At 72.8% G+C, this 25,360-nt stretch carries 26 protein-coding genes; 16 read left to right on the top strand and 10 right to left on the bottom strand.

Annotated features, from left to right (window positions below; genetic code table 11):
* Positions 1–136: 136 nt before the first annotated feature.
* The 3 genes from P696_RS46795 to P696_RS0119760 form a co-directional block, all read right to left on the bottom strand.
* Positions 137–748, bottom strand: coding sequence for a phosphatase PAP2 family protein (locus P696_RS46795; RefSeq protein WP_084337815.1), 612 nt, complete (start codon positions 746–748; stop codon positions 137–139).
* A gap of 120 nt (positions 749–868) precedes the next feature.
* Positions 869–1,855: a M56 family metallopeptidase gene (locus tag P696_RS0119765; protein WP_026413677.1), complete on the bottom strand. Its 987-nt coding sequence runs from the start codon at positions 1,853–1,855 to the stop codon at positions 869–871.
* Positions 1,856–1,901: 46 nt separating this feature from the next.
* Positions 1,902–2,270, bottom strand: a complete 369-nt coding sequence (locus P696_RS0119760; protein WP_026413676.1) for a BlaI/MecI/CopY family transcriptional regulator — start codon at positions 2,268–2,270, stop codon at positions 1,902–1,904.
* A 181-nt stretch (positions 2,271–2,451) separates the two neighbouring features.
* Here P696_RS0119760 and P696_RS54600 point away from each other — a divergent pair, with 181 nt between their 5' ends.
* Positions 2,452–4,275, top strand: a complete 1,824-nt coding sequence (locus P696_RS54600) for an AMP-binding protein (RefSeq protein ID WP_034485773.1) — start codon at positions 2,452–2,454, stop codon at positions 4,273–4,275.
* Between the two features lie 47 nt (positions 4,276–4,322).
* Complete coding sequence (locus P696_RS0119750) at positions 4,323–4,745, top strand: hypothetical protein (RefSeq protein WP_342669026.1); 423 nt, start codon at positions 4,323–4,325, stop codon at positions 4,743–4,745.
* A gap of 24 nt (positions 4,746–4,769) precedes the next feature.
* Here the strand turns inward: P696_RS0119750 and efeU are convergent, their stop codons facing one another.
* The 4 genes from efeU to P696_RS57480 all read right to left on the bottom strand — a co-directional run bounded on the left by efeU (position 4,770) and on the right by P696_RS57480 (position 8,356).
* Complete coding sequence (efeU, locus tag P696_RS0119745; protein ID WP_034485770.1) at positions 4,770–5,642, bottom strand: iron uptake transporter permease EfeU; 873 nt, start codon at positions 5,640–5,642, stop codon at positions 4,770–4,772.
* A gap of 205 nt (positions 5,643–5,847) precedes the next feature.
* Positions 5,848–7,062 (bottom strand): ribonuclease D, encoded by a 1,215-nt coding sequence (locus P696_RS46790; RefSeq protein ID WP_034485938.1) that lies wholly within the window; start codon positions 7,060–7,062, stop codon positions 5,848–5,850.
* A 228-nt stretch (positions 7,063–7,290) separates the two neighbouring features.
* Positions 7,291–7,896: a DUF3000 domain-containing protein gene (locus P696_RS0119735; protein WP_084337845.1), complete on the bottom strand. Its 606-nt coding sequence runs from the start codon at positions 7,894–7,896 to the stop codon at positions 7,291–7,293.
* 91 nt (positions 7,897–7,987) lie between these two features.
* Positions 7,988–8,356, bottom strand: coding sequence for a hypothetical protein (locus P696_RS57480; RefSeq protein WP_051467894.1), 369 nt, complete (start codon positions 8,354–8,356; stop codon positions 7,988–7,990).
* A 446-nt stretch (positions 8,357–8,802) separates the two neighbouring features.
* Here P696_RS57480 and hemE point away from each other — a divergent pair, with 446 nt between their 5' ends.
* The 4 genes from hemE to P696_RS0119710 all read left to right on the top strand — a co-directional run bounded on the left by hemE (position 8,803) and on the right by P696_RS0119710 (position 12,910).
* Entirely contained in the window at positions 8,803–9,807 is a 1,005-nt protein-coding gene (gene hemE / locus P696_RS0119725; protein WP_281174966.1) for a uroporphyrinogen decarboxylase, read from the top strand.
* Positions 9,808–10,001: 194 nt separating this feature from the next.
* On the top strand, positions 10,002–11,459 hold the full coding sequence (gene hemG / locus P696_RS0119720; protein WP_026413670.1) for a protoporphyrinogen oxidase: 1,458 nt from the start codon (positions 10,002–10,004) through the stop codon (positions 11,457–11,459).
* Positions 11,419–12,117, top strand: coding sequence for a hydrogen peroxide-dependent heme synthase (hemQ, locus tag P696_RS0119715; protein WP_026413669.1), 699 nt, complete (start codon positions 11,419–11,421; stop codon positions 12,115–12,117). Before hemG ends, hemQ begins: the two co-directional genes overlap by 41 nt.
* A 187-nt stretch (positions 12,118–12,304) precedes the next feature.
* Positions 12,305–12,910 carry a hypothetical protein gene (locus P696_RS0119710; protein ID WP_157429810.1) on the top strand — a complete coding sequence of 202 codons (606 nt, stop codon included), beginning with the start codon at positions 12,305–12,307 and terminating at the stop codon, positions 12,908–12,910.
* A gap of 110 nt (positions 12,911–13,020) precedes the next feature.
* Here the strand turns inward: P696_RS0119710 and msrB are convergent, their stop codons facing one another.
* Complete coding sequence (gene msrB, locus P696_RS0119705; RefSeq protein WP_026413667.1) at positions 13,021–13,422, bottom strand: peptide-methionine (R)-S-oxide reductase MsrB; 402 nt, start codon at positions 13,420–13,422, stop codon at positions 13,021–13,023.
* A 103-nt stretch (positions 13,423–13,525) separates the two neighbouring features.
* On the opposite strand from msrB, the gene P696_RS0119700 reads away from it, so the two are divergent.
* Entirely contained in the window at positions 13,526–14,200 is a 675-nt protein-coding gene (locus P696_RS0119700) for an alpha/beta hydrolase (RefSeq protein WP_245627731.1), read from the top strand.
* 66 nt (positions 14,201–14,266) lie between these two features.
* Here the strand turns inward: P696_RS0119700 and P696_RS0119695 are convergent, their stop codons facing one another.
* Positions 14,267–14,725 carry an ATP-binding protein gene (locus tag P696_RS0119695; RefSeq protein ID WP_084337809.1) on the bottom strand — a complete coding sequence of 153 codons (459 nt, stop codon included), beginning with the start codon at positions 14,723–14,725 and terminating at the stop codon, positions 14,267–14,269.
* 110 nt (positions 14,726–14,835) lie between these two features.
* Between P696_RS0119695 and P696_RS0119690 the strand changes: the two genes are divergently transcribed.
* The 5 genes from P696_RS0119690 (at position 14,836) to P696_RS0119665 (ending at position 17,862) form a co-directional block, all read left to right on the top strand.
* Positions 14,836–15,660, top strand: a complete 825-nt coding sequence (locus P696_RS0119690) for a helix-turn-helix domain-containing protein (RefSeq protein ID WP_026413664.1) — start codon at positions 14,836–14,838, stop codon at positions 15,658–15,660.
* Positions 15,644–15,841, top strand: coding sequence for a DUF397 domain-containing protein (locus P696_RS46780; protein ID WP_034485766.1), 198 nt, complete (start codon positions 15,644–15,646; stop codon positions 15,839–15,841). Before P696_RS0119690 ends, P696_RS46780 begins: the two co-directional genes overlap by 17 nt.
* On the top strand, positions 15,813–16,055 hold the full coding sequence (locus tag P696_RS0119680) for a DUF397 domain-containing protein (RefSeq protein ID WP_034485764.1): 243 nt from the start codon (positions 15,813–15,815) through the stop codon (positions 16,053–16,055). Before P696_RS46780 ends, P696_RS0119680 begins: the two co-directional genes overlap by 29 nt.
* Before the next feature lie 2 nt (positions 16,056–16,057).
* The gene (locus tag P696_RS0119675) at positions 16,058–16,252 is read left to right on the top strand and encodes a DUF397 domain-containing protein (RefSeq protein ID WP_084337807.1); all 195 of its coding nucleotides are present in this window, start codon (positions 16,058–16,060) and stop codon (positions 16,250–16,252) included.
* A gap of 527 nt (positions 16,253–16,779) precedes the next feature.
* Positions 16,780–17,862 (top strand): DNA polymerase domain-containing protein, encoded by a 1,083-nt coding sequence (locus P696_RS0119665; protein ID WP_026413661.1) that lies wholly within the window; start codon positions 16,780–16,782, stop codon positions 17,860–17,862.
* A 60-nt stretch (positions 17,863–17,922) separates the two neighbouring features.
* Here P696_RS0119665 and P696_RS0119660 read toward each other — a convergent pair whose 3' ends face one another.
* The gene (locus P696_RS0119660) at positions 17,923–18,612 is read right to left on the bottom strand and encodes an ankyrin repeat domain-containing protein (protein WP_245627730.1); all 690 of its coding nucleotides are present in this window, start codon (positions 18,610–18,612) and stop codon (positions 17,923–17,925) included.
* Positions 18,613–18,849: 237 nt separating this feature from the next.
* Between P696_RS0119660 and P696_RS46775 the strand changes: the two genes are divergently transcribed.
* The 4 genes from P696_RS46775 (at position 18,850) to P696_RS0119640 (ending at position 25,341) form a co-directional block, all read left to right on the top strand.
* Entirely contained in the window at positions 18,850–20,271 is a 1,422-nt protein-coding gene (locus tag P696_RS46775; protein WP_034485763.1) for an MFS transporter, read from the top strand.
* A 232-nt stretch (positions 20,272–20,503) separates the two neighbouring features.
* Positions 20,504–22,060, top strand: coding sequence for an FGGY family carbohydrate kinase (locus tag P696_RS0119650; protein ID WP_051467893.1), 1,557 nt, complete (start codon positions 20,504–20,506; stop codon positions 22,058–22,060).
* 45 nt (positions 22,061–22,105) lie between these two features.
* Positions 22,106–23,788 (top strand): glycerol-3-phosphate dehydrogenase/oxidase, encoded by a 1,683-nt coding sequence (locus P696_RS0119645; RefSeq protein WP_245627729.1) that lies wholly within the window; start codon positions 22,106–22,108, stop codon positions 23,786–23,788.
* Positions 23,785–25,341, top strand: coding sequence for an FAD-binding oxidoreductase (locus P696_RS0119640; RefSeq protein WP_026413657.1), 1,557 nt, complete (start codon positions 23,785–23,787; stop codon positions 25,339–25,341). The genes P696_RS0119645 and P696_RS0119640 overlap by 4 nt, the downstream gene beginning before the upstream one ends.
* Positions 25,342–25,360: the final 19 nt, after the last annotated feature.

Genomic DNA, 25,360 nt, shown 5'->3' with positions numbered 1-25,360 from the left:
CTCGGAAGGTGGTTACTCACTGGTAACTCGCCATCCTACTCGTCGGTAACGCCCCTCCGCGTCATCGACACCGCGCCCCGGCCCGAATCGTGGCCCGAATCTCAGTGGGGACGGGCCGGACGGCCGCTCCCGGAGATCATTTCGAGGGTAGGCCCACGGCGCGGGGCGGGACGATCCGGTCCAGGATCCGGGCCAGGAGCAGGGCGCCCGCGGCGGAGACCAGCGCGCCCGCCAGGAGCCCGACGGCCACGTCATGCGGGTAGTGGACGCCGATGTACACGCGCGAGGCGGCGATGACCAGGGCGTTGACCACGGCGATCGCGGCGAGGAGCCGTCCGGCGGCGAAGCAGACGGCGACCGCCGCGGCCCCGGCCAGGACGGCGTGGTTGCTCGGGAAGGAGTAGTCGGACGTGCCGGGGCACGGGACCGCGATGTGTACCGTGGGCATGGCGCGGCACGGCCGCTGCTCCTGGATCATCAACTTCAGAACGCTGCTCACCGCGAAGGCGGTGACCATCGCGCCGGGCACCCACAGGGCGATCACGGCGTCGCGGAGGCCCCTGTCGCGGGCCCGCCACCAGGCCAGCCCCGCGAGGACGACGAACAGCGCCAGTCCGTAGTCGCTCCACCATCCGACCAGGCCGTTCAGCCCGCCCGTGTGGTGGGAGACGCCGACCACCGCGCGGTACAGCCCCGCGTCGAACGCGTCGCGCCCGGCGAGCGTCGCCGCCGCTGCCCTCTCGATCACCCGGACCCCGTTTCCCGTGAACTCGCCCCGAACTGAAATCTACATCTATGTAGATTTTAGGGGACGCGGACGTCAGGGGAGACCGGATACCGGATTCCGGAGACCGGTGGTCGGGGAGGGCTAGGCGGCGGCCTGGGCGTGCTCGATCAGCTCGTGCAGGTCGAACGCGGCGTCCTGGGCGGCCAGCAGCGACACCAGGACCAGCCCGAGCAGCGCGGCGATCAGCAGCGGACGCCGGGCCGGAGGCGGCTCCAGCAGGGCCGCGACCCGCCGGGGCAGCGGTCCGGGCCGCCGGGCGAACCGCCGCGCGGCCCGTCCGACGCCGACGCCCAGGTCCCGGCCGAAACCGACGCCGATGCCGATGCCGAGGGCGGCGGCGTGGCCGAGCCGGGGACGCCGGTTGTGGGCGAGCGCGGCGCGTCCGATCGCCTGCGCGGTCTGCTCGCGGTCGTCGATGGACGCCGCCGCCCGCTCGTCCGCCCAGCGCTCGGTGGCGAAGACGACCGCCGCGCGCAGCGGCCAGAGCAGCGGGTTCGCCGCGACGGCGACGGTGGTGAGGGCCCGGAACAGGTGGTGCCGGTCGGCCAGGTGCGCCCGCTCGTGCGCGATCAGCGCGGCGCGCTGCGCCGAGGTCAGGACGTCCAGCATGCCGGTGGTGACGACGACGCGTCCGGGCCGTCCGGGCAGGGCGAACGCCTCGGCCTCCGGATCGTCCACGATCGCGACCAGGCCGTCGCCGGGCAGGGAGCGGGCCGTCCGCGCGGACGCCACCAGCCGATACCCCTGCCGGACGGCCACGCAGGCCACCGCGACCAGGCACAGCGTCAGCAGGACGGCCGCCGCGGTCCCGTACACCGGGTCGGTCCGGGGCGCGCGCCGCAGCACCGCCTCGGACATGTGCCCGAGCGCCGCGATCGGCGCCAGCCGCAGCGCGCTGCCCAGCGCCGAGACCGCCAGCGTCGCCAGGCTCGCCACGGCCAGCGCGACGGCCGTCCCGGTCAGCAGCCACGTCGCCGTGCGCGGGGCCAGCCGTCCGGACAGCGGCCGGGCCGCCAGGGCCGCGACCGCCGGAAGCAGCAGCGCGAGGTAGGTGTCCGGGTCGGTCATCAGGCCCCCCGCCGCCCGGCGTCCCGCCGTCCCGACGCCGTGGCGATCATTCCGGGCGTCCTTCGAGGAGCGCGCGGAGGAGACGTTCGTCCTGGTCGGAGAGGGTGTCGACGAAGCGGGCCAGCACCATGTGCCGGTCCGGACGCTCCTCGAGGGCCTGGTGCATGCGCCGCGCCACGAGCCCCGGCTCGTCGCTGACCGGCGCGTACTGGAACGCGCGCCCGGCCTTCGCGCGCACGAGCAGGCCCTTGTCGTGCATGCGGGTCAGGATCGTGACGACCGTGGAGTAGGCGAGCTCGTCGGGGAGCAGCCCCTGGACCTCGGCCGTGGAGAGCGGTCGCCCGGCCCTCTGGAGCACCGACATGATCTCGGTCTCCAGCGCGCCCGAAGCCCGCCGTCCGTCCGCACTCGCCACGCGGCACCTCCCGGGAACCGGTCCGCCGATCCTGCCGATCAGTCCCGTCCAGTCTGCCACGCGGTCCCGGACGCCCGGCCTCGGAGAACCGGACGTTCCGGACGCGAGGCCGCCCCGGACGTCCCTTGTTCCCCTCCGTCCCGCCGGTTACCTTGACGGTGACGCACCGAGGAGGACGCCGGTGACGCACGCGAGGCCCGCCTACCGCCCCGGTCTGCGCCGCAGGCTCGGGCACGCGCGTGACCTCACCGGCATGCTGCTCCGCACCGGCCTCGTCGCGGGCCCGCCGCACCGTGTCCTGTCCCAGATGGGCGCGCTCCGCACCTGGGGCACCACCCTCGCCGGGCTCCTGGTGGCCGCCGCCGCCCGCGTCCCCGACCGCCTAGCCCTGGCCGACGACCACGGCGAACTCACCTTCGCCGAGCTGGACGACCGGTCCGCGAGGCTCGCCGACGGCCTGCCCCTGGCCGGGCCCCGCCCGCGCGTCGGGCTGCTCTGCCGCAACCACCGCGGCCTGGTGCTGTCCCTGGTCGCGTGCAGCCGCCGCGGCGCCGAGGTCGTCCCGCTGAACACCGGCTTCGGCGCGGGACGGCTGCGCGCCGTCCTGTCCGAGCTGCGCATGGACCTGATCATCGCGGACGCCGAGTTCGAGCCGCTGCTGTCGGCCGTCCCGGTCGCGCTCCGCCGCCGCGTCCTGTGGGCCGACCACGCCCCGTCCACCCCCCTGAGCGGCAACCGCCTCCGCCCGGCCCTCCCTGACCCGCCCGCGCCGGACGCGAACGCGGCGGGCACGGGAGGGCTGCCGCGCGGGGTCGCGCCCCTGCCCGCCCCGGTCCCGGAGGACGCCGCGGCGTCGAACCCCTCCCTGCGGGCCGGGGCGCTCGCGACGACCCCGGCGGCGACGATCGGGCGGATCATCGAGGCGACGCCGTCCCGGCCGTCCGGGCCGCCGCAGGTGCAGAGCCGGACGATCATGCTCAGCTCCGGCACCATGGGACGGCCCCGGGGAGCGCGCCGCCCGCCCCGGCCGGGGCTGTGGCCGCTGGCGTCGATGGCGTCCCGGATCCCGCTGCGGTCCCGGCAGACCATGGTCGTCGAGGCCCCGCTGTTCCACATGTGGGGATACGCGGCGCTCCAGATGGCGTGGGCGCTGCACGCCCCGGTCGTCCTGCACCGCCGGTTCGACCCCCAGCGGACGCTCGCCGCCGTCGCCGCGCGGCCCGACGCCGTCCTGTTCGCCGTCCCGGTCATGCTCCAGCGCATCCTGGACCTGCCCGAGGCGACGCGCGCCCGGCACGACACCGCGTCCACGCTCCGGATCGTCGCCGTCAGCGGATCCGCCCTGCCGGGCGACCTCGCCGTCCGGTTCATGGACGCGTTCGGCGACCGCCTCTACAACGTGTACGGCTCGACCGAGACGTCCTGGGTGTCCATCGCGACCCCGCGCGACCTGCGGCTCGACCCCCGCACGGCGGGCCGTCCCCCCGCCGGGACGTCGCTGTCGATCCTGGACTCCGGCGGCCGGACGGTCCCGCGCGGCGAGATCGGCCACATCCACGCGGCCAACGAGCTGCTCTTCGAGGGGTACACGGGTGGCGAGCCGCTGCCCGTCCGGGACGGCCTGCTCGCCACCGGCGATCTCGGCCGCGTCGACCGCCGCGGCCTGCTGTTCGTCGCCGGACGCGCCGACGGCGTGATCGTCTCCGGCGGCGAGAACATCGTTCCGCGCGACGTCGAGGACGCCCTGCTGCGGATGCCCGAGATCCACGAGGTCGCCGTCGTCGGCGTCCCGGACGCCGACTGGGGCCAGCGCGTCGCCGCCTACATCGTCCCCCGGCCGGGTGCCCGGATCGACCCGGTGGCCGTCCGCGCCCACGTCCACGCCGAGGTCGCCCGGTACGCCGTTCCGCGCGACGTCCACCTCGTCCGGGGGCTGCCGCGCAACGCGACCGGCAAGGTCGTCCCGGACCGCCTGAGCCCGCCGGAATCGCCGTCCCGGGCGTGAGCCACGGGCTCGCGCGACGTGGTGGTCAGGCGGCGCGGAGGGCGGGCATGATGGGGATGGCCGGGCAGCCCGGCCGTCCCCAGGAGTGCGAAGGGTCGGACGTCGTCATGCCGCTGCCGGGTCCGCTGCGCCGGCGCTGCCGGGAGTTCCTCGGCGGCGAGGTGGAGATCCGCTACGTGTTCCCCGCGCTGAGCCACGGCGGCGGCGCGGGCTTCCTGTTCGTGGTGACCGACGAGCGGATCACCGTGCTCTGCACCGGCGCCTTCAGCCGGACGCGTCCGAGCAGCGTGTGGGGCAGCTACCCGCGCGAGCGCCGGATCGGGCCGGTCGAGACGGGCGCGGGCGCGTGCTTCGAGTTCGCCGGGGCGTTCTTCGAGGTGGACGACGAGTACGTGCCGGTGATCAACGCGGCGGATGCCGAGGCGTTCGACCCCGGCATCCTCCCGCGCGACCCGCTCCCCGACCTCTAGCCGGGGGCGGGGCCGAAAAGCGCCTCAGGCGGACGCGGCGGGCTCCGAGGCGGGCTTGGCCGGGGCGCTCTTCGGGCCGGGACCGCCCTGCGGGCGCAGGAAGAAGCCCATCACCACGACCAGGTACAGCGCCCACGTGATCAGCTGGAGCGCGGTGATCTGCGGCGTGACGTTCAGGACGCCCTGGAAGGCGGTCTGCAGCCAGTCGCCCGCCGAGCCGAACTTGGCGAAGAACTCGTGCGGCTCCAGCCAGACGGTGTGCAGGCCGGGCAGGACGTCCGCCTCCTGGAGGTCCTTGAAGCCGTAGCCGAAGACCCCGGCGGCGACGACGATCAGCGCGCCGCCCGTCCAGGCGAAGAAGCGCTTGAGGTTCAGCTTCAGCCCGCCCCGGTACAGCAGGTAGCCGAGGGCGACCGCGCAGGCCAGGCCGAGCAGCGCGCCGACGATCGGCTGCGTCGATCCCTCGGACGAGCTGGTGATGTTGGTCCACAGGAACAGCGCGGTCTCCAGGCCCTCGCGGCCGACGGCGAGGAACGCGACCGTCCCGAGCGCGACCGGCCCGACGTTCAGGGCGCTGTCGAGCTTGCCCTCGAGCTCCTTCTTCATGAACCGGGACGTGCGGCGCATCCAGAACACCATCCAGGTGACCAGGCCGACCGCGATGAGCGACAGGATCCCGCCGAACAGCTCCTGGGTCTTGAACTGCATCTCCGAGGACGCCGCGGACAGCGCCAGCCCGAACCCGACCGACACCGCGATCGCCGTGCCGATGCCGATCCACACCGGCAGCAGCGCCTCCCGCCGCCCGGTCTTCACCAGGTAGGCGATCAGGATGCTGACCACGAGGGCCGCCTCGAGCCCCTCCCGCAGTCCGATGAGGAAGTTGCCCAGTAGCATCGCCACGCTCCTCGGGGGTCGGGCCACGGGACGGGTTCCCTGCGGCGAACCAGGATGCTTAGGCAAAGCTAACCTAAATCGCCCCCTGTCCCAACAGGGGGTCCCTGTGATCTGACCCGACGGCGAGGTCCGGCGGTGCCAGCGCGGTGCTGGCGCGGTGCCCGTTCGGGGGCCGGTGCGGTGCCAGCGCGGCGGCGAGGCCCGCCTAGAGCTCGCTCCAGGCCCTCGTCAGCGGCGGCACCACCAGCCCGATCTGCCACTCGCGCGCGCCGAGGCCGCGCAGGGCGTCGGCGAGCGGCTCGGCGGCGACCGGGCCGGGCGGCGGCGACCACGACAGGCGGCGCACCGCGTCCGGCTGCATCAGGTTCTCGGCCGGGACGGTGTACTGCTCCGACAGGGTCGTGACGACGGCGCGGGCGGCGGTGAGCCGCGCGGCGGCGGCCGGGTCGCGCTCGGCCCAGCGGTGCGCGGGGGGCGGGCCGTCGCCGGGGAGGTTCGCCTCGGGCAGGCCGCGCTCGGGCAGGCCCCGCGCCCGGGACACCGCGCGCAGCCACGCCGACTGGTGGCGGCGGGCGCCACGGCCCTTCATGGTCGGCAGGGCGAGCAGTTCGGCGGGGGTCTTCGGCGCCTTCATCGCGAGCTCGACGATCGCGGCGTCCTGCAGGACGCGGCCGGGCGACAGGTCCCGCTCCTGCGCGATCCGGTCGCGGGTCTCCCAGACCTCGCGGACGATCCCCAGCGCGCGCCGGTTCCGCACCCGGTGGATGCCGGACGTCCGGCGCCACGGGTCGGCGCGCGGCGTCTTCGGCGGCGTCGCCAGGATCGCGGCGAACTCCTCCAGCGCCCACGGCAGCTTGCCGGTGCGCTCGAGCTCCTCGTGCAGCGCGTCGCGCAGCTCCACCAGCAGCTCGACGTCCAGCGCCGCGTACTTCAGCCAGTCCTCCGGCAGGGGACGGGTCGACCAGTCCGCAGCCGAGTGGCCCTTCTCCAGGGCGAACCCGAGGACGTTCTCGACGATCGAGCCGAGCCCGACCCGGGGGTAGCCGAGCAGCCGCCCGGCCAGCTCGGTGTCGAACAGCGTCGCCGGCTTCAGCCCGACCTCGGCGAGGCAGGGCAGATCCTGGTTGGCGGCGTGCAGCACCATCTCGGTGTCGGCCAGCGCCGCGTTCAGCCCGGTCAGGTCGGGGCACTCGATCGGGTCGATCAGCGCCGTCCCCGCGCCCGCGCGGCGCAGCTGGATCAGGTACGCCCGCTGCCCGTACCGGTAGCCGGACGCGCGCTCGGCGTCCACCGCCACCGGCCCGGCCCCGCGCGCGAACGCCTCGACGACCCGGGCCAGCCCGGACGCGTCGCCCAGCACCGGCGGCACGCCCTCCCGGGGTTCCAGCAGCGGCGTCGCGACCCGCTCCTCGGTGTCCACCTCGGCGCGGACGCCGCCGGACGGCGAGCCGGGGCCCGCGTGCCCGGCGGCCCGGGCGGGCGGACCCGTCGCGGCTCCGGCGGATCCGGCGTCGTCCGCGCCCGCGGGCCCGGTCGTGCCCGTCCGCGCGGCGGTCTGCGGTGTCTCGGACGCTCCCACGGTCTCGGTGTTCTCCCCGGCGGTCTCGGTGCCCGGCGCTCTGCTTCCCACGCCCCTACCGTACGTCGCTCAGCGGCCCGTGCCGCCGGAGCCGTCCGGCAGCGCGGTGACCCCGGCGGGCGGCAGGCCCGCCGTCGTGCTCATGACCTCGCACCATGCGGCCACGTGTCCGGCCATGTCGATGCCCGAACCGGAGTCGGTCGGGGACCAGGACGCGCGCAGCTCCAGCTCGGTCGCGGACGGCTCGTCGCTCTTGTCGCCGAAACTCTCCGACACCGCGCGGGTGATCGTTCCCGACACCGCGGTGTACCCGGCGGGCTCGAGCGCCTCCAGCAGCCAGCTCCACGCGACCGAGCCGATCAGCTCGTCGGCGGCGAACTCCGGCTCGAGGTCGGCGCGGATGTAGGCGACGATCCGGAAGCTGCCCTCCCAGCCGTCCCGGCCCGCGGGGTCGTACAGGACGATCAGCCGCCCGGAGGCGACCTCGGTGTCGTCGTCGCGGTAGACGGAGCCGGACAGCGCGGCCGCGTAGGGGGCCAGGCGCTGCGGGGCGGGCATGTCCTCGAGATCGAGTTCGGGGCGCGGCGACGGGCCGTCCAGCACGGCCCGGAGCGCGTCGCGGGCGCGCTCGAACGGGGGCGGCAGCAGCTCGGCGGCCGGATCGTCGCTGGTCACGGGCACACCGGGAGGACCGCCGGTCGCGCTGAGCGGCGGGGAGAGCGGGGTTGGGGGCACAGCACAGGTCTCGTCTTCAGTGGCGTCGGGGTCAGGCCACGGCCCGCGCGGAGGCGCGTTCCGTTCGGCTCGGCTCGTGGGACGCGGGGTCGGAAGGGGCGGAGGTGGGGTTGGGGATGGACACGGGCGAGGCGGGAGTGGGAGAGGTGGGGGTGGAGGCCGAGGGGAGGGGGCCGGGGATCACCGGCAGGGAGGGGCGGGACGTTCCGCCGTCACTCTGAGTGACGTCCACCTGGTCGCCGGACGTGACGACCGCGTGGTCGCCGAGTGTGGAGTCCGGTCCGACGAGCACGGCCGCGCCGCACTCGACGCAGGCCCGCTCGGGACAGTCGGCTCCGTGCCCGTCGAGGCACGGCGTCCGCTCGAACCGGCGCTCGTCGCCGCAGGTGGAGCAGTACACGGGGGACCTCCTCGGCTATGACGCGAATCACGTTCGCACGTGGCGGGGACAGAATGCGGGACTTCGCTCGGCGTGTCCGGAACTTCGTCCCACCCTGGAACGTTCCGTGTCCGCGTGAGGACGCAGCGCACCGGGCCGGACGGCCTGCCGCCACGCCCGGCCACGCGCCCCCGGAACGCCTGGTGCCGGGGCGTGATGTCCGGCCGCGTTCGGGCGGGCCGCCGAGCACGCCGTCCCGGCCCGTCGGGTGCGGGTGTCAGTGTGCACTGTCCTGGGTGATGCTCTGGATTGCGGACCTGCGGCCGTGATGGTGACCCTGCGTACGGGGTCGGGGGGATCCGTGGGACCATCGGCGGGTGGCTGAAGACGCTGTCCAACCGAACGCTGCCGTCCGACCGAACGCCGAGGCGGGGTCCGCCTCCGGGCCGGCGGAGAGTCCCTTCCTCCTGGCGTGCCGCCGGGAGCCGGTGCCGCACACGCCCGTGTGGTTCATGCGGCAGGCGGGACGGTCGCTGCCCGAGTACCTGCGCGTCCGCGAGGGCGTGCCGATGCTGGAGGCGTGCACCCGGCCGGACATGATCCACGAGATCACCATGCAGCCGGTGCGCCGGTACGCGATCGACGCGGCGATCTTCTTCAGCGACATCATGGTGCCGCTCAAGGCGATCGGCGTCGACCTGGACATCAAGCCGGGCGTCGGCCCGGTGATCGCCGACCCGATCCGGGACGCGTCCGGCCTGGACGCGATCCGCGAGCTCACCCCCGACGACGTGCCTTATGTGTCCGAGGCCGTCCGCGGCCTGGTGGACGAGCTGGGGAGCACCCCGCTGATCGGGTTCGCGGGCGCGCCGTTCACCCTCGCGTCCTACCTGATCGAGGGCGGGCCGTCGAAGAACCACGACCACACCAAGGCCATGATGTACGGCGAGCCGGAGCTGTGGAACCGGCTCATGGAGCGGCTCGCCGACCTGACCATCGCCTACCTGAAGGTGCAGGTCGAGGCGGGCGCGAGCGCGATCCAGCTGTTCGACTCGTGGGTCGGCGCGGTCGCGCCGGAGGACTACCGCGAGTCGGTCTTCCCGCACACCAGCCGGATCTTCCGCGAGGTCGAGGCGCTCGGCGTCCCGCGCATCCACTTCGGCGTCGGCACCGGCGAGCTGCTGAGCCTGATGGGCGAGGCCGGGGCGGACGTCGTGGGCGTCGACTGGCGCGTCCCGCTGGACGAGGCCGCCCGGCGCGTCCCGGCGGGCAAGGCGCTCCAGGGCAACCTCGACCCGGCGGTCCTGTTCGCCCCGTGGGAGGTCGTCGAGCGCCGCGCGAAGGACGTCGTCGACCGCGGCCGGACGGCCGAGGGCCACGTCTTCAACCTTGGGCACGGCGTCATGCCGACGACGGACCCGGACGTCCTGACGCGGCTCGCCGAGTTCGTCCACGAGTACTCCGCCCGGTAGCCATAGCAGCGGCCTGACCTGCGCCGACCGGTGACGTTCTCGCCGGTCGGCCTTCGGCTGCCCGGACGCCGTCCGCGGCTTAAGATCTCACGCGTCACGCGCCGCCCGGCCCTGGTCGTCCGTGCGAGGCATCTCATAATGCGAGATGGCGACCCCTTGCGCGGATTTCGGGAGGCATCTGGGAAGGTGGAGGCATGAGCGCCAAACCCACCCCGCATGTGGCGGTCGTCGGTGGCGGCGTCGCGGGACTGGTGGCCGCGTGGCGGCTGGTCGGCGGCGGCGTCAGGGTCACCCTCCTGGAGGGTTCGCCGAAGATCGGCGGCAAGCTCCAGGTCTCCGAGATCGCCGGGCTGCCGGTGGACGAGGGCGCCGAGGCGATCCTCGCCCGACGCCCCGAGGCGGTCGACCTGGTCCGCGAGCTCGGCCACGGCGACGACCTGGTGCACCCGGGCACCACCTCGGCCTCGATCCTCAGCTTCGGCGCGCTGCGCCCGCTGCCCGCCGGGCAGGTCATGGGCGTCCCGTCCGACCTGCGCTCGCTCGCCGCCTCGCAGGTGCTGTCGCCCGCCGGGCTCGCCCGCGTGCCGCTGGACCTCGTCCTGCCGGAGACGCCGCGCGGGGACGACGTGTCGGTCGCCGACTTCATCGGCGCGCGAATGGGCCACGAGGTCGTGGACCGCCTCGTCGAGCCGCTGCTCGGCGGCGTCTACGCCGGACGCGCCGACCGCCTGTCGTTCGAGTCCACGCTGCCCGCCGTCGCCGCCGCCGCGCGCGGCCACCGCTCGCTGATCAACGCGGTGAAGGGCGTCCGCGAGCACGCGCCCAAGGACCCCGGCCCGCTCTTCGCGACCCTGGACGGCGGTCTCGGCCGGTTCCCGCACCTCATCGCGGACGCGGTGACGAAGGCGGGCGGCGAGATCCGCACCGGCGCGACCGTCCGGGAGCTGCGCCGCACGCCGGACGGCTGGCGCCTCACGGTCGGCTCCGCCCACGCCCCCGAGGCCCTGGACGTGGACGCCGTCGTGGTCGCCTGCCCGGCCCCGCCCGCCGCGCGGCTGCTCGCCGAGGACGTCCCGGCCGCCGCCCGCGAGCTGGAGCGGATCGAGACCGCGTCGATGGCGCTGATCACGCTCGCCTACCCGGCCTCGGCGTTCCGGCGCGCCCCGCACGGCAGCGGCTACCTCGTCCCGTCCGTGGAGGACCGGCAGGTCAAGGCCGTGACGTTCAGCTCGGTCAAGTGGCCGCACCTGCGCGAACGCGACCCGGGCATCATCGTGGCGCGCGCGTCGATCGGCCGCGTCGGCGAGGAGCACACGCTCCAGCGCTCCGACGAGGAGCTCAAGGCCGCCGCGATGACCGAACTGTCGGTGACCTGCGGGGTCGCCGAACTGCCCGTCGAGACGCGGGTGACCCGCTGGGGCGGGGCCCTGCCGCAGTACGACGTGGGACACGCCGACCGGATCGCACGGGTCCGGTCCGCGGTGGCCGCGCAGCCGGGGCTCGCCGTCGCGGGCGCCGCCTACGACGGGGTCGGCGTCCCGGCGGTGATCGCGAACGCCCGGTCCGCGGCCGGACGCATACTGGAGTATCTGGAGAGTCGGGGAGACGAGAATGACGGACAAGCCCGCGAAGCCGAAGGCGCGCGACCTTAACCAGGTGATCCGGTACACCATGTGGTCGGTGTTCCGGGTGTCCCGGCCGGGCGCGGTGACCGAGAAGGACGCCGCCGAGGTGCAGGACCTGCTGGACCAGGCCGCCGAGAAGGACGTGGTGACCCGCGGCCTGTACGACGTGGCCGGCCTGCGCGCCGACGCCGACTACATGTTCTGGTGGCACGCGCCGTCCTCCGACGACCTGCAGGAGGTCTACTCCCGGTTCCGGCGCACCGCCCTCGGCCGCGCCAGCGAGCCGGTCTGGTCGCAGATGGCGCTGCACCGGCCCGCCGAGTTCAACAAGAGCCACATCCCGGCGTTCCTCGCCGAGGAGGAGGCCCGGGCGTACGTGTGCGTGTATCCCTTCGTCCGGTCGTACGAGTGGTACCTGCTGCCGGACGAGGAGCGCCGCGCCATGCTCGCCGAGCACGGCAAGATGGCGCGCGGCTACCCGGACGTCCGCGCCAACACGGTGTCGTCGTTCGCGCTCGGCGACTACGAGTGGATGCTGGCGTTCGAGGCCGACGAGCTGCACCGCATCGTGGACCTCATGCGCCACCTGCGTGGAGCCGAGGCTCGGCGCCACACCCGCGAGGAGGTCCCGTTCTACACCGGCCGCCGCAAGCCGGTCACGGAACTGATCGCCTCCCTTCCGTAACGCGTGAACGCCTCCGGCCCGTCCTCTCTGGTTTCTGGGGACGGGCCGGAGGCGTTTTCTGTTGTTGAACCGGGTCCGGCGTGAGACATGGTCTCAGCGGTAGGTCGTGAATGGCCTCGCCCCCGGCCGGAAGGGCCGTCCCACAGATGGACAGGTCAGCATGGGGACGCTCTGCTAGCGTTTCGACATGTTGATCGAGCATTCAGACACGAGCCGACGCGTTTTCCTCTGGCTCACCGCTCTGGGCGGCTGGGGCAGCGTGCCATTCATGATGGTCCTGGCATTCACAGGATGGTCTCGTCGGCTTTCGTTAACCAATGATGGCACGAACTTCGATGCCGGAGGCAGTGGATCGGCCTGGCTCGCGGCAACGCTGGTGATGGCGGCCGTGGTCGGCGGAATGTCGGTGATGGCCACGGTCGACGCCGCACGCGTTCTCCGCGATGGCCGCTCGACACCGGGGTGGGACGAGAACTTCAGCCATGTGTTCGGCGTCGTGCTGGGCGTGCTCATGTGGTTCTTCGGCGCAATAGCCAACGTCATCATGGTAATCGTCGAACGTGACTGCGGCGAGGGTGTCGCGACACCATGCCTGGACCATCCCGGCCCTGTTCTCAATGCGCTTTTCCTGATGTGCATGGTGGCGCCGACGTTTCTCCTGCTGATCGGACTCTGGCTCGGCACACATTCGCGGGTCTTCGCATTGCTCATGCCTCCCCTCATCGCGGGGATGTACCTCCTGGGGATTCACCTCCACCTGCCGCACGTGGGCTTCGGCGATGTGACCGGTTAGCTTCGATCTTTCGTGATGTCGTGATCGCCTCCCTGCCGTAGCGGCATCGAAACGCCTCCGGCCCGTCCCTTTCTCGTCTTGGGGACGGGCCGGAGGCGTTCTCTGGCGCCTTACTCGGCGGGTTCGAGTGTGAGGCTGACCGAGTTGATGCAGTAGCGGTCGTCGGTCGGGGTGTCGTATCCCTCGCCGTGGAAGACGTGCCCGAGGTGCGAGTCGCACGTCGCGCAGCGCACCTCGACCCGGACCATGCCGAGCGACCGGTCCTCGATCAGGGTGACGGCGTCGGACTTCGACGGCTCGAAGAACGAGGGCCACCCGCAGTGCGAGTCGAACTTGGTCTCGGACCGGAACAGCTCGGCGCCGCAGGCGCGGCAGCGGTAGACCCCGACGGTCTTGGTGTCGGTGTACTCGCCGGTGAAGGGCGCCTCGGTGCCCGCCTCGCGGAGCACCCGGAACTCCTCCGGCCTGAGGACGGCCCGCCACTCGTCCTCGGTCTTGCGGATCTTCTCCATACCGTCGAAGGTACCTCGCGGCCCAGCGGTTCTGTCCGTGGGCCCGGCTAGGGTGCGGCCGTAGGACTCACGACCGAGGGGGCGTTCCGCGATGGTCACGTACGTGCTGATCCCGGGAGGCGGGGCCGACCCGTGGTACTGGCACCCGCTTGTGGACGAGCTGCGCGGCCGGGGCCATGACGTCGTGCCCGTCGACCTGCCCTCCGAGGACGATTCGGCGGGCCTGTCCGAGTACGCCGACGCCGTCGTCGAAGCCATCGGCGATCGTACGGACCTGATCGTGGTGGCGCATTCGCTGGGCGGCTTCACGGGCCCGCTGGTCTGCGACCGGCTTCCGGTGGACCTGCTGGTCATGCTCCAGGCGATGGTCCCGAAGCCGGGGGAGAGCCCGGGCGAGTGGTGGGCCGCCACCGGGTACGAGCAGGCCCGGCGCGAGCAGGACGCTCTCGACGGCCGCGCGCCCGACGACGAGGAGACGCTGTTCTACTCCGACACGCCACCGGCCCTGATCGCCGAGGCCGCGAAGCACCCGCGCGGCCAGTCCGGGACTCCGATGATGAAGCCCTGGCCCCTGCCCGCCTGGCCGGACGTCCCGACGCGCTTCCTCCTGGCCCGCGACGACAAGTTCTTCCCGGCGGAGTTCCTACGCCGCGTCGTCCGCGAGCGCCTGGGAATCGTCCCGGACGAGATGCCAGGCGACCACATGCCCATGCTCAGCCACCCCAAGGAACTGGCCACCCGCCTGGAGACCTACAGGGCCGAGCTCCCCGGCTCCTAGCCGCGCCCTTCGGGGGGCCGGACGAGCGGAAGGCGTCCGCCGCGCCGAGGATGTGGGCCGGAGACGTCATCGCGGCGTCGTCCCTTCCGGGCCGCCGGGGATGAGGGCGCCGACCCACTTGCCATGGGGTTCGGTCGAGTGGATCTCCTGCGCGATGGAGAGCGACTCGACGATGCCGAGCCCCCACCCGCCGATGAGCTCGTCGCAGGCGAGTTCGTCCAGGTCACCGAGGGTCTCGATGGTGATGCGCGGAACCGGCTCGGCGTCCTGGTCGTCCCACACCTCGACCCAGACGCCGTCCCGCGCGCCCGTGACCCGCACCCGGATCGGCTCCTCCACGGCCGCGCGGACGGCGTTGGAGGCGAGCTCGGTCACTACCGTCCCGGCGTTGTCGATGACGTCCTCGGAGTACCCGGCCGCCCGAAGAACGTCCCAGATCCCCTTCCGCGCAACCCCGACCGACACCTCCTCAGTAACCAACGTCTTGTCCAACAGGGACGTGCGGACTCTCATGGCGGGGGTCATGCGCTCTCCTGACGACGGAGTGTGTGCTTTCGGTCACAGACTGACCCCGCTGTGTGTACGTTGCTTAGGAATTCCAGAGTTTCAAGGAGCTCCCCGGTCGCGGAGGACGCATGCCGAACAGCACGAAGGTTCTCAACCCCGAAGCCGATCCGTTCCACTGGGCAGCTGTTGAGCTGCGAAATCTCCGTGGTGAGCGTGGGCTCACGATCGCGGATGTCGCGAAGGTCATCGGCAAAACGAGTTCGCTGATCTCCAAGGTTGAAAACGGCGTCACCCCGCTTCAGCTCAAGGACGCCGACAAGATCGACAAGGCATGTGAGACAGGCGGGACGCTCGGGCGAATCATCCGTATCGCGAAGTCGCGCCATTCCTCCCAGTGGAGTGAGGAGGTTGACGCGATCGCAGCCGAGGCGACCCAGGCCCATATCTGGTCGCTCGGGTGGGTGCCCGCGCTGCTTCAGACTCCGGAGTACGCCCGCGCGATGTTCCAGGCGGCCCAGCGGGCTGATGTGGAGCAGGCGGTGCAGCGGCGCATCAGGCTTCAGGAGTCCGTCCTCGGCCGGACCCCCGCGCCGATCGTGAGGGCGATCATCGATGAGGGCGCTCTGATGCTGCCGGTCGGGTCTCCGGAGGTGACCCTCGGCCAGCTGGACCACCTCATCGTGATGACGGAGACCGTCACTATTCGCCTGGTGGAACTGTCGGCGGGGGCGCACATCGGTCGAGACGGCTCCTTTGTGGTCTACACAGGACCGGATGGCCGGGATCACCCATTCACAAGCACCTTGGGGCCTGGCAGGCTGGTGGGTGATCCCGGCGAGGTCGCGACCTATCGCGTCGCTCTCGACCGGATCAGCGACATCGCCCTGAATGTGGGGGAATCGCTCGACCGGCTTCGTCGAATGAGGGAGCACGCGAATGGCCAGGTGGCGTAAGTCCAGCTACAGCAATGATCACCAGGGGGCCTGCATCGAGCTCGCTGGTCTCGGAGGTGGGCTGGTGGGCGTCCGTGACAGCAAGGCCCCCGGTGCCGGGCACTTCACCCTTCCGGTGGCCGAGTTGGCGTTGTTGATGGGCCGCGTCCGCAATGAGACGTTGGGCGTCGCCAGCAACTGACGACGGGTGGCCAGTGATGCCCATGTGGCGTAAGTCCAGCTACAGCAACGACTATGAGGGGTCCTGCGTCGAGCTCGCGGCGCTGGGGGCGGGTGAGGTCGGTATCCGGGACAGTAAGCGTCCGGAAGGCGACCGCTTGTCCGTGAGGCCGCCCGAGTTGGCCCTCTTGTTGGCCCGCATCCGACGTGAGACGTCGGGCGTCGCGGACAGTTGACGATGAGAGGCCCGCTGATGTCGTCGTGGCGGAAGAGTAGTTACAGCGATGCCGCTGGTCAGAACTGCGTTGAGCTTGCCCGGTTGGAGTCGGACAAGATCGGCATTCGGGACAGCAAGCATCTGGGTGACGGCCCCTTGTCCGTGCGTTCGTCCGAGTTGGCGCAGGTGGTGGCGCGGATCCGTCAGGGCAGCTGAGCCCGGGAAGCGTTCCGTCCACCGGAGGGCTTGTGCGGGCGTCCGAGCTTGGGGCGTTGGGGGTGCGGGGTTCGGCGTTGGCTCCGGGGCTGCCGCCTTGTGAGTCAGTGGGGTGCTGAGAGGCTGTTGCTCGGCAGGGCGGGGATCGTCCGCTCCTCGGCTCGGATCTTCTCCAGGTGTGAGGCCAGAAGCTTCGAGAGGGCTTCCAAGGCGGACATCGCGTCCTTCATACGATGAACCACGCCAGGGCCGTCGCCGAACTCGGCCGCGTACACCCACTCTCCCTTCCAGCACCCCGCCGCAGCTCTGACGCTGCTCACCTGCTGTCGAAGTTCGCGCCGCTCACAACCGCCGTTCCGCTGCGGGCCGGTGGCCACGGTGTGGGTCTGGGCGGTTGGGAAAAGCGAGGCGGGCCCCGGCCGTGGCCGGGGGCCGCCGGGGGCGTGTTGGCGGCGGGGCGGACGTCGGCGGGTGGCGGTGGGGACTCGGGGACGGGGAGTGTCGGTGGGGTGGGTTAGCGTGCCGGTATGGCTTCGCCTTACATCGAGATCCCGGTCGGGGAACGGCTCGTCAAGGTATCCAATCCGGACAAGCCGTACTTTCCGGAATGCGGGTACAGCAAGCGGCAGCTGGTCGAGTACTTCATCGCGGTCGGGGACGGCATCCTGCGCGCCACGCGCGACCGTCCCACCACGCTCGAACGCTGGCCGGGGGGCGTGTTCGAGGGCGCGAAGATGGCCACCCGCGAGGACTACGCGCGCGGCCAGGCCGGGGGCGGCGCGGGCAAGTCCGACGCGTTCTACCAGAAGCGCATCCCGAAGGGCGCGCCCGACTGGGTGCGGACGTCCCGGATCGCGTTCCCGAGCGGGCGGACGGCCGACGAGGTCATGCCGACCGAGGTCGCGACCATCGCGTGGGCGGCCAACCTCGGCACGCTGACCTTCCACCCGTGGCCGGTGCGCGGCGACGACGTCGACCACCCCGACGAGCTGCGCATCGACTTCGACCCGCAGCCCGGCACCGACTTCTCCGACGCCGTCCGGGTCGCGCTCGGCCCCGCCCGCGAGCTGCTCGACGAGCTCGGCTACACCGGCTACGTCAAGACGTCCGGCAAGGGCGGTGTGCACGTCTACGTCCGGATCGAGCCGCGCTGGACGTTCACCGAGGTCCGCCGCGCGGCGCTCGCGTTCGGCCGCGAGGTCGAGCGGCGCGCCCCCGCCGAGGTCACCACCAGGTGGTGGAAGGAGGAGCGCGGCGAGCAGGTCTTCATCGACTTCAACCAGAACGCCCGCGACCGGACGATCGCGTCCGCCTACAGCGTCCGGCCGCTTCCGTACGCGCCCGTGTCGGCCCCGCTGACCTGGGACGAGCTGCCCGACGCCGACCCGCACGACTTCACGATCGCGACCATGCCCGCCCGGTTCGCGAAGATCGGCGACCCGCACGCCTCGATCGACGACCGCGCGTTCTCGCTGGAGCCGCTCCTGGAGATGGCCGACCGCGACGAGAACGACCACAACCTCGGCGACGCGCCCTACCCGCCGAACTACCCGAAGATGGAGGGCGAGCCCAAGCGCGTCCAGCCCAGCAAGGCCCGCCACGACGACTGAGCCCGCGTCGCCGCCGGGAGGCCAGGCGTCGCGGCCCGTCCTCCCGGCGGACTCCGCCGGCTAGTGGGCTCCGGCGGTGCGGAGGAGGGCGGCGATCTCCCGCTGGTTCCTGCGTTCGGCGTTCTGGAGTGGGGTCACGCCCTCGCCGTCGGCGAGGTTCACGTCCGCGCCCGCGTCGATCAGGAGTCGGACGATCTGTTGGTATGGGGTTGTTCCGTCGCCTAGGACGACGGCCTCGAGGAGGCCCGTCCAGCCGAGGTTGTTGACGTGGTCGACCTTGATGCCGGTCTTGAGCACCTCGCGGACGTAGTCGACGTGGCCGCGTTCGCAGGCGGGGATGAGGGCGACGCCGCCGTGGCGGTTGGTCAGGGTGAGGTCCGGCCCGGCCGGGAGCAGGGCGTTCAGCATCGCGACGCTGCCGGTCACGCCGGTGACCAGGAACGCGCTGTCGCGCTGGTTGTCCTGGGCGTTCGGGTCGGCTCCGGCGGCGACCAGGACCTTCGCGGCCTCCACGTGGTCGGCGGCGGACGCCAGCAGGAGCGGGGTGCGGCGGCTCGCGTCGCGGGTCTCGGTGTCGGCGCCGTTGGTCAGGGCGTCCCGGACGGCGGACGCGTCGCCCTGGTCGGCGGCCTTCAGCAGGTTCTCGTCAGCGGACATGGTTCCGGCCTTCGGGGTTCGGGTGCAGGCGGTGGCGGTGGCCAGGGCGCCGAGCGCGAGCGCGCCCAGCGCCCCTCGGCGCGAGATCATCATGCCCGGGTCAGCGCTGGTGGTAGCCCTGAAGCCGTCCCGCTGAGGCGGATTTGTGCCGTGCTGGCCGGGTGATCCGCTGATTCGCAGGTAAGCGGGGCTTGACATGGACGTTAACGCTTTCCTAGCATCCGGGCATTGTTTGACAGGCACAGACGAAGACCACCTGTCGGTGGCTTCGCCGTGCCCTGAAAGCGCTGACGTACCCCCCGACGGGCAGTTACCCCGAAGGCAGGTCGTATGGCGCACCACCCCCTCGTCCGCGGCGTCAAAGACGTCGCAGCGCTCATCGACGGACACGGCAGGATCACCGGTCGCGCGCGGCTGGTCTGGCTCCTGGTGTTCGGCGGCCTTTTCCTGGACGCCTACTCCAACGCCGCGCTGAGCGCGGGCCTGGCCCCGATGACCAAGCAGATGCACCTGAGCACCGACCAGGTGTCGATCCTCACGGCCACCGCCCCCGCGCTCGCCATCGTGTTCAACCCGGTCGGCGGCTGGCTCGCCAGCCGGATCGGCCGCGTCCCCCCGCTGCTGATCGCCAAGCTGTTCGCCCTGGGCGGCGCGCTGCTCGCCGCGTTTGCGGGCGACTTCACCATGGTCTGGCTGGGCCGCGTCCTGGTCGGCGTCGCCTACGGCATCGACTTCGCGGTCGCGATGGCGCTGCTGGCCGAGTACACCCCGGCCAAGCTCGGCGGGCGGCTCAACCTCTGGCAGGGCGTCTGGTACATCGCGACCACCGGCAACCTCGCCCTGACCCTGCTGTTCTTCAACCTCGACGCGGGCGCGGACATCTGGCGCTGGTCGGTCGGGTCCGCGGGCGTGTTCGCCCTCGTGCTCTTCCTCGGCCAGCTGAAGTTCCTGATCGAGAGCCCGTCCTGGCTGGCCAGCCGCGGACGGCTCGCCGACGCGGCCCGCAACCTCGGACGCCTCTACGGGATCAAGGCCGAGGCCGGGAGGCCCGAGGACCCGGCGGACGCCGCCGGAGCCCGTCCGGCGGTCGGGTTCCGGCAGGCGGGCGTGCTGTTCCGCGGCAAGTACCTTCCCCGGACCGTGCTGTCCTCGGTGATCTCGCTCGACCAGGCCATGCAGTACTTCGCGGTCGGTTGGTACCTGCCGGTGATCAGCCTGGCGATCTTCGGTGAGAGCTTCGAGAAGGCCACGATCGGCTCAATGGTCTTCAACGCGTTCGGCATCGCGGGCGGTCTGCTGTCGGCCTACGTGGGACGCCGGATGGGGCTGCGGCTGAGCTCGGCGGCCGGGTTCGCGATCGTGGCGGTCGTGCTCGTCGTCATGGGCCTGACCTTCGGGCACGTCCCGACCTGGTTCGCGTTCATCCTGCCGGTGCTGTTCATCTTCGCGCACTCCTCCGGACCCGGCGCGAACGGCAAGTCGATCGCCGCGCTGTCCTACCGCAGCGAGGTGCGCGCGCTCGGCACCGGCGTCACCGGCATGATCGGCAGCTTCGGCAGCGTCGTGGGCCTCTACCTGTTCCCGCAGATCAAGGACGGTCTCGGGCTCGGGCACACCTTCCTGGTCCTCGCGATCGTGCCGCTCACCGGGCTCATCACCTGCCTGCTGATCAAGTGGGACCCGACCCGGGCCCCCGCCGAGGACGAGGAGACCGTCCCCGGCCAGACCGCTCCCGCCCCCGCCGCGGGCTGATCCGGCGGCGCCCGCGCCGGCGCAGCCCGTCCGGCGGCTCGCCGGACCGCCCGCGCGGGCGCCCCGGATCACCCGTACACCGGCCTGCCGGGCCGTGTTCCCGGCCGTATCCGCGGGCTGAGGTGGGTAGTGCCCGGTTCGTGAGCGCGTCCCACCCGCACAGCCCTGTCATGTCAGCCCCGCCGGCCCGTCCGGGCCGGCGGGCCCACCCCACGAAGGAGGGGTCCGCACGATGACGCCGAGCACCACCCCCGTTCGGGGCCGCACGCCGCGGCGCCCCGGCGTGCTGGCGGTCGACGAGGGCACCACCGGGACCCGGGCGGGCGTCGTCCGGCAGGACGGCTCGGTGGCGCACGTCGTCTACCGGCCGATCGGCGTGGACCATCCCGACCACGACTCGGTCGAGCAGGACGCCGCCGAGATCTGGACCGCCACGCTGGCGGTGTGCCGGGAGGCCCTGGCCGCCGCCGAGGCGGGCGGCGTCGAGGTCACGGCCGTCGCCCTGTCCTCGCAGCGCGCCACCGCCGTCCTCTGGGACCGGGCGTCCGGCGCCCCGCTCGCCCCGGCCGTCGTCTGGCAGGACCGCCGGTACGCCGGTGAGCTGCTGGCCCTGGAGGCCGACTGGGACGCCGACCTGCTCGCCCGGACGGGCCGTCCGGTCGGGTCCCGCTCGCCGTTCCTGTGGGCGGCGCGGCAGATCGCCGCGAACCCGCGCGTCCGCGACGCCGCCGAGGACGGCCGCCTGCTGTTCGGCACGGTCGACACCTGGCTCGCCTGGAACCTCACCGGCGGGACGACCTACGCCACCACCCCCACCAACGCCTGCTCCACCGGCGGCTACCTGCTCCGCGAGCACGCCTGGCACACCGACTGGATCGAGCGGCTCGGCTTCCCCGCCGACCTGCTGCCCGAGCTGCGCTCCGACGACGAGGGCATGGGCGTGACCGACGCGTCCGTCCTCGGGATGGCCGTGCCGATCGCCGCGTCGATGGGCGACCAGCACGCCGCGCTGATCGCGCTCGGCGGCCTGGACGCGGGCGACGCCATGTGCATGTACGGCACCGGCACCTTCGCCGACGCCGCGACCGGCACCGAGATCTACCCGCCCGTCCCGGGCGCGGACGGCGTCCTCGCCCAGGTCGGACGGCGCGAGGGCGACACCACGCAGTTCAGCCTGGAGGCGTACTGCTCCACGACCGGCTCGGCGCTGCGCTGGTTCTGCGAGGACCTCGGGTTCTTCCAGACGCCGGCGGAGATCAGCGAGCTGGCCGCGAAGGCGGACTCGTCCGGCGGGGCGTGGTTCGTGCCCGCCCTCGCCGGGGTCCGCACCCCGGAGTGGCGTCCGCGCGCGACGGCCGCGCTGTCCGGGCTGACCCTCGCGACCGGACGCGCCCAGCTCGCGCGCTCGGTCCTGGAGGGCATCGCGCACTCGGTGTGCGACCTGGTGGACGGCGTGACCGCCACCACCGGGGCGCCGCTGCGCCGCATCCGGGTCGGCGGCGGCGTCGCGGGCAGCGACACGCTGATGCAGATCCAGTCCGACCTGATCGGGCTGCCGCTGGAACGCGTCGCCGACTCGGCGACCGCGAGCCTGCGCGGCACCGCCTACCTGGCCGGGGCCCGGCAGGGCCTCTGGCCGTCCCTGCAGACCATCGTGGAGGCGCAGCCGATCGGCCGCGTCTTCCTACCGGCGCTCGGCCCGGCGGAGCGCGACGGGAGGCGGGCCGAGTGGCGGACCGTCCTCGCGCCGCACCTCGCCGGGGCCGCCGGCGAGCACCAGACCGGCTGACGCGCCTCCCGAGCGTCCCGGCACCCGTGAACCACCCAGGAGTTGATGTCGTTGATCACCATGCCCGCCCGCAGGCCGAGCCGGAAGGCGGCGGCCACCCGCGGCCGTCCGCTGGCGCTGGACCGGGCGTCCACACGCCGGCGGCTGGCCGGCGAGCGCTTCGACCTGCTGGTCGTCGGCGGCGGCGTGACCGGCGCCTACACCGCGCTGGACGCGGCGTCGCGAGGGCTGAGGGTGGCGCTGGTCGAGAAGGACGACTTCGCCTCCGGGACGTCCTCGAAGTCCTCCAAGATGGTGCACGGCGGACTTCGCTACATCGAGCAGGGCAACCTCGGACTCGTCCGGCACTCGCTGCTGGAGCGGCAGCGGTTCCGGAAGAACGCGCCGCACCTGGTGCACCGGCTGCCGTTCCTGTTCCCGCTGCTCAAGGCGGACGGCGTGTTCGACCCCCGGCTGGCCAAGGCGTTCGAGGGCCTGCTGTGGACCTATGACCTGCTCGGCGGCTGGCGGATCGGCAGGCTGCACCAGCGCCTCACCGTGAACGAGGTGCTCGCGCACGCGCCGACCCTGCGCTCGGGGCAGCTCACCGGCGGCCTGCTGTACTTCGACAGCCGCGCCGACGACGCCCGGCTGACGCTGACGATCGTCCGGACGGCGGCGGCGCTCGGCGCGACCGTCCTGAACGGGACGAGGGTCGAGAACGTCACGACCGACGCGGGCGGCCGGGTGACCGGCGCGCGGGTCGTGTCGGACGGCGAGGAGTTCGACGTCCGCGCCGCGGCCGTGGTGAACGCGACCGGCGTGTGGGCCGACGCGCTCGACTCGATGGCCGAGTCCGGGCACTCTCCGCAGGTCAGGCCCGCCAAGGGCGTCCACATCGTGGTGCCGTGGAGCAAGCTTCGCATCGACTGCACCGTGACCGTCCCGATCCCCGGACGGGCCCGCCGCGCGACCTGCACCCGCTGGGGCGACGCGGTCGTCCTCGGCACGACCGACGAGGACTACCAGGGGTCGCTGGAGGACGTCCTGTGCACCAAGGAGGAGATGGACTTCCTCCTGGAGGGCGCGAACACCGCCTTCGACGTGAACCTCACCCCGGACGACGTCCTCGGCAGCATCGCCGGGTTGCGCCCGCTGGCCGGTGGCAAGGAGGGCGCGACGCTCGACATGAGCCGCGACCACCGGATCACCGTCGGCGCGGGCGGCATGGTCACCGTCACCGGCGGCAAGCTCACCACGAGCCGCCACATGGGCGAGCTGGTCGTGGACAAGGTCATGGAGGTGCTCGGCCGCAAGGGCCGCAGCCGCACCGTGAACCTGCCGCTGCTCGGCGGCGCGGGCTACGACGCCGAGGCGGTCGCCGCGTCCGGCGGGATCGCCGCGCACCTGGGCGAGCGGTACGGGACCGAGGCCCGGTTCGTCCACGACCTGATCGCCGAGGACGCCTCCCTCGCCGAGCCCGTCATCCCCGGGATGCCCTACACCAAGGCCGAGGTCGTCTACGCGGCCCGCTGCGAGCTGGCCCGGTCGGTGGACGACGTCCTGTCCCGCCGCACCCGCGCCCGGCTGTTCGGCCGGGACGCGTCCGCCGAGGCCGCGCAGGTCGTCGGCGAGCTGCTCGGCGCCGAGCTCGGCCTCACCCCCCAGCAGATCGACGCGCAGGTCGCGGAGTACCGCGCCGCCGTCGCCCACGAGAAGTCCGTCCTGCTCGAAGGAGTCTCCGCATGATCAGCCGCCAGACCATCACCCACCCGTTCAACCGGGGCGACTACGTCGTGGGCGCGCCGTCCCCGTCCCGCTGGGCGAAGAACACCGGGATCGGGGACGGCCCGGCGGCGCTCCAGGGCGAGGTCGTGACCGTCCCGGACGCGGTGGTCGAGGCCCTGCGCGGCGCGGCGAAGGCCGTCCACACCGCGCGGGACGAGGTCGTCGCCCGCACCCGCGACTGGTGGGCCGGGTCCATGATCGGCGAGACCGAGGGGCGTCCCGCCACCCCGGACGCCGTGGTCGTGGAGGCCGCCGACGCCGACCAGGTCGCGGCCGTCCTGCGGATCTGCCACGAGAACGGCGTCCCGGTCACGCCGTCCGCCGGGCGCAGCAACGTCACCGGCGCGGCCCTGCCGGTGTTCGGCGGCGTCGTCCTGGACCTGTGCGCCCTGAACCAGATCACCTCCTTCGACAAGGAGTCGCTGATCGTCGACGTCCAGGCGGGCATGTTCGGCGACCTGTTCGAGAAGCGGCTCCAGGAGGAGTTCGGCGCGACGACCGGGCACTGGCCGTCGGCGTTCGCGATCTCCACGGTCGGCGGCTGGATCGCCTGCCGCGGGGCCGGGCAGCTGTCCACCCGCTACGGCAAGATCGAGGACATGGTCCTCGGCGTGGACGTCGTGCACGCCGACGGCACCCGCGCCACCTACGGCGACTACCCGCGCGCCGCGATCGGCCCGGACCTGCGGCAGCTGTTCGTCGGGTCCGAGGGCACGCTCGGCGTGATCGTCTCGGCGCGGCTGCGCGTCCACCCGCTGCCCGAGTACGCCAACGCGCTGGCCTTCGGGTTCGAGACGTTCGCCGAGGGCCTGGACGCCTGCCGCAAGATCCTCCAGCGCGGCGCGACCCCGGCCGTCCTGCGGCTGTACGACAAGCTGGAGAGCGGCGTCCACTTCGGCCACCCGGACACCAACCTCCTGCTCATCGCGGACGAGGGCGACCCCGAGCTGATCGACGCCGGGCTGCGGGTCGGCGACGAGGTCTGCCGCGCGACCGGCGGCACCGAGCTGGACGGCAAGGCCGTGTTCGAGCGCTGGCTGGACGAGCGGATGCTGGTCGGCAAGTCCGCCGACGGCTTCAAGCCGGGGCCGGGCTTCGTCGCCGACACCCTGGAGATGGCCGCGACCTGGACGGCCCTCCCGGCCGTGTACGACGACGTGGTCGCCGCGATCCAGGGCGTCCCGGGCACCCTCGCCGCGTCCGCGCACCAGTCGCACGCCTACACCGACGGCGCCTGCGTGTACTTCTCGCTGCGCGGCGACGTCGACCCGGACAAGCGCCGCGACTGGTACCGCGCGGTCTGGGACGCCGCCAACGGCGTCCTGATCCGGCACGGCAGCGCGATCAGCCACCACCACGGCTGCGGCCTCCTGCGCGGCCCCTACATGGAGGACGCGCTGGGCGCCGGTTTCGCGACGTTCCGGGCCGTCAAGGACGCCCTGGACCCCGCCGGGATCCTCAACCCTGGCAAGCTGGGACTTCCCAGCCGTTTCGGCACGTCACCGCTGTCCTGACGATGTGCCGACCCTGACC

It is taken from the genome of Actinomadura oligospora ATCC 43269, assembly GCF_000518265.1.
GTDB lineage: Bacteria > Actinomycetota > Actinomycetes > Streptosporangiales > Streptosporangiaceae > Spirillospora > Spirillospora oligospora.
Note: the sequence above shows the minus strand (reverse complement) of the source record. Positions and strands in the feature narration are given on the sequence as shown.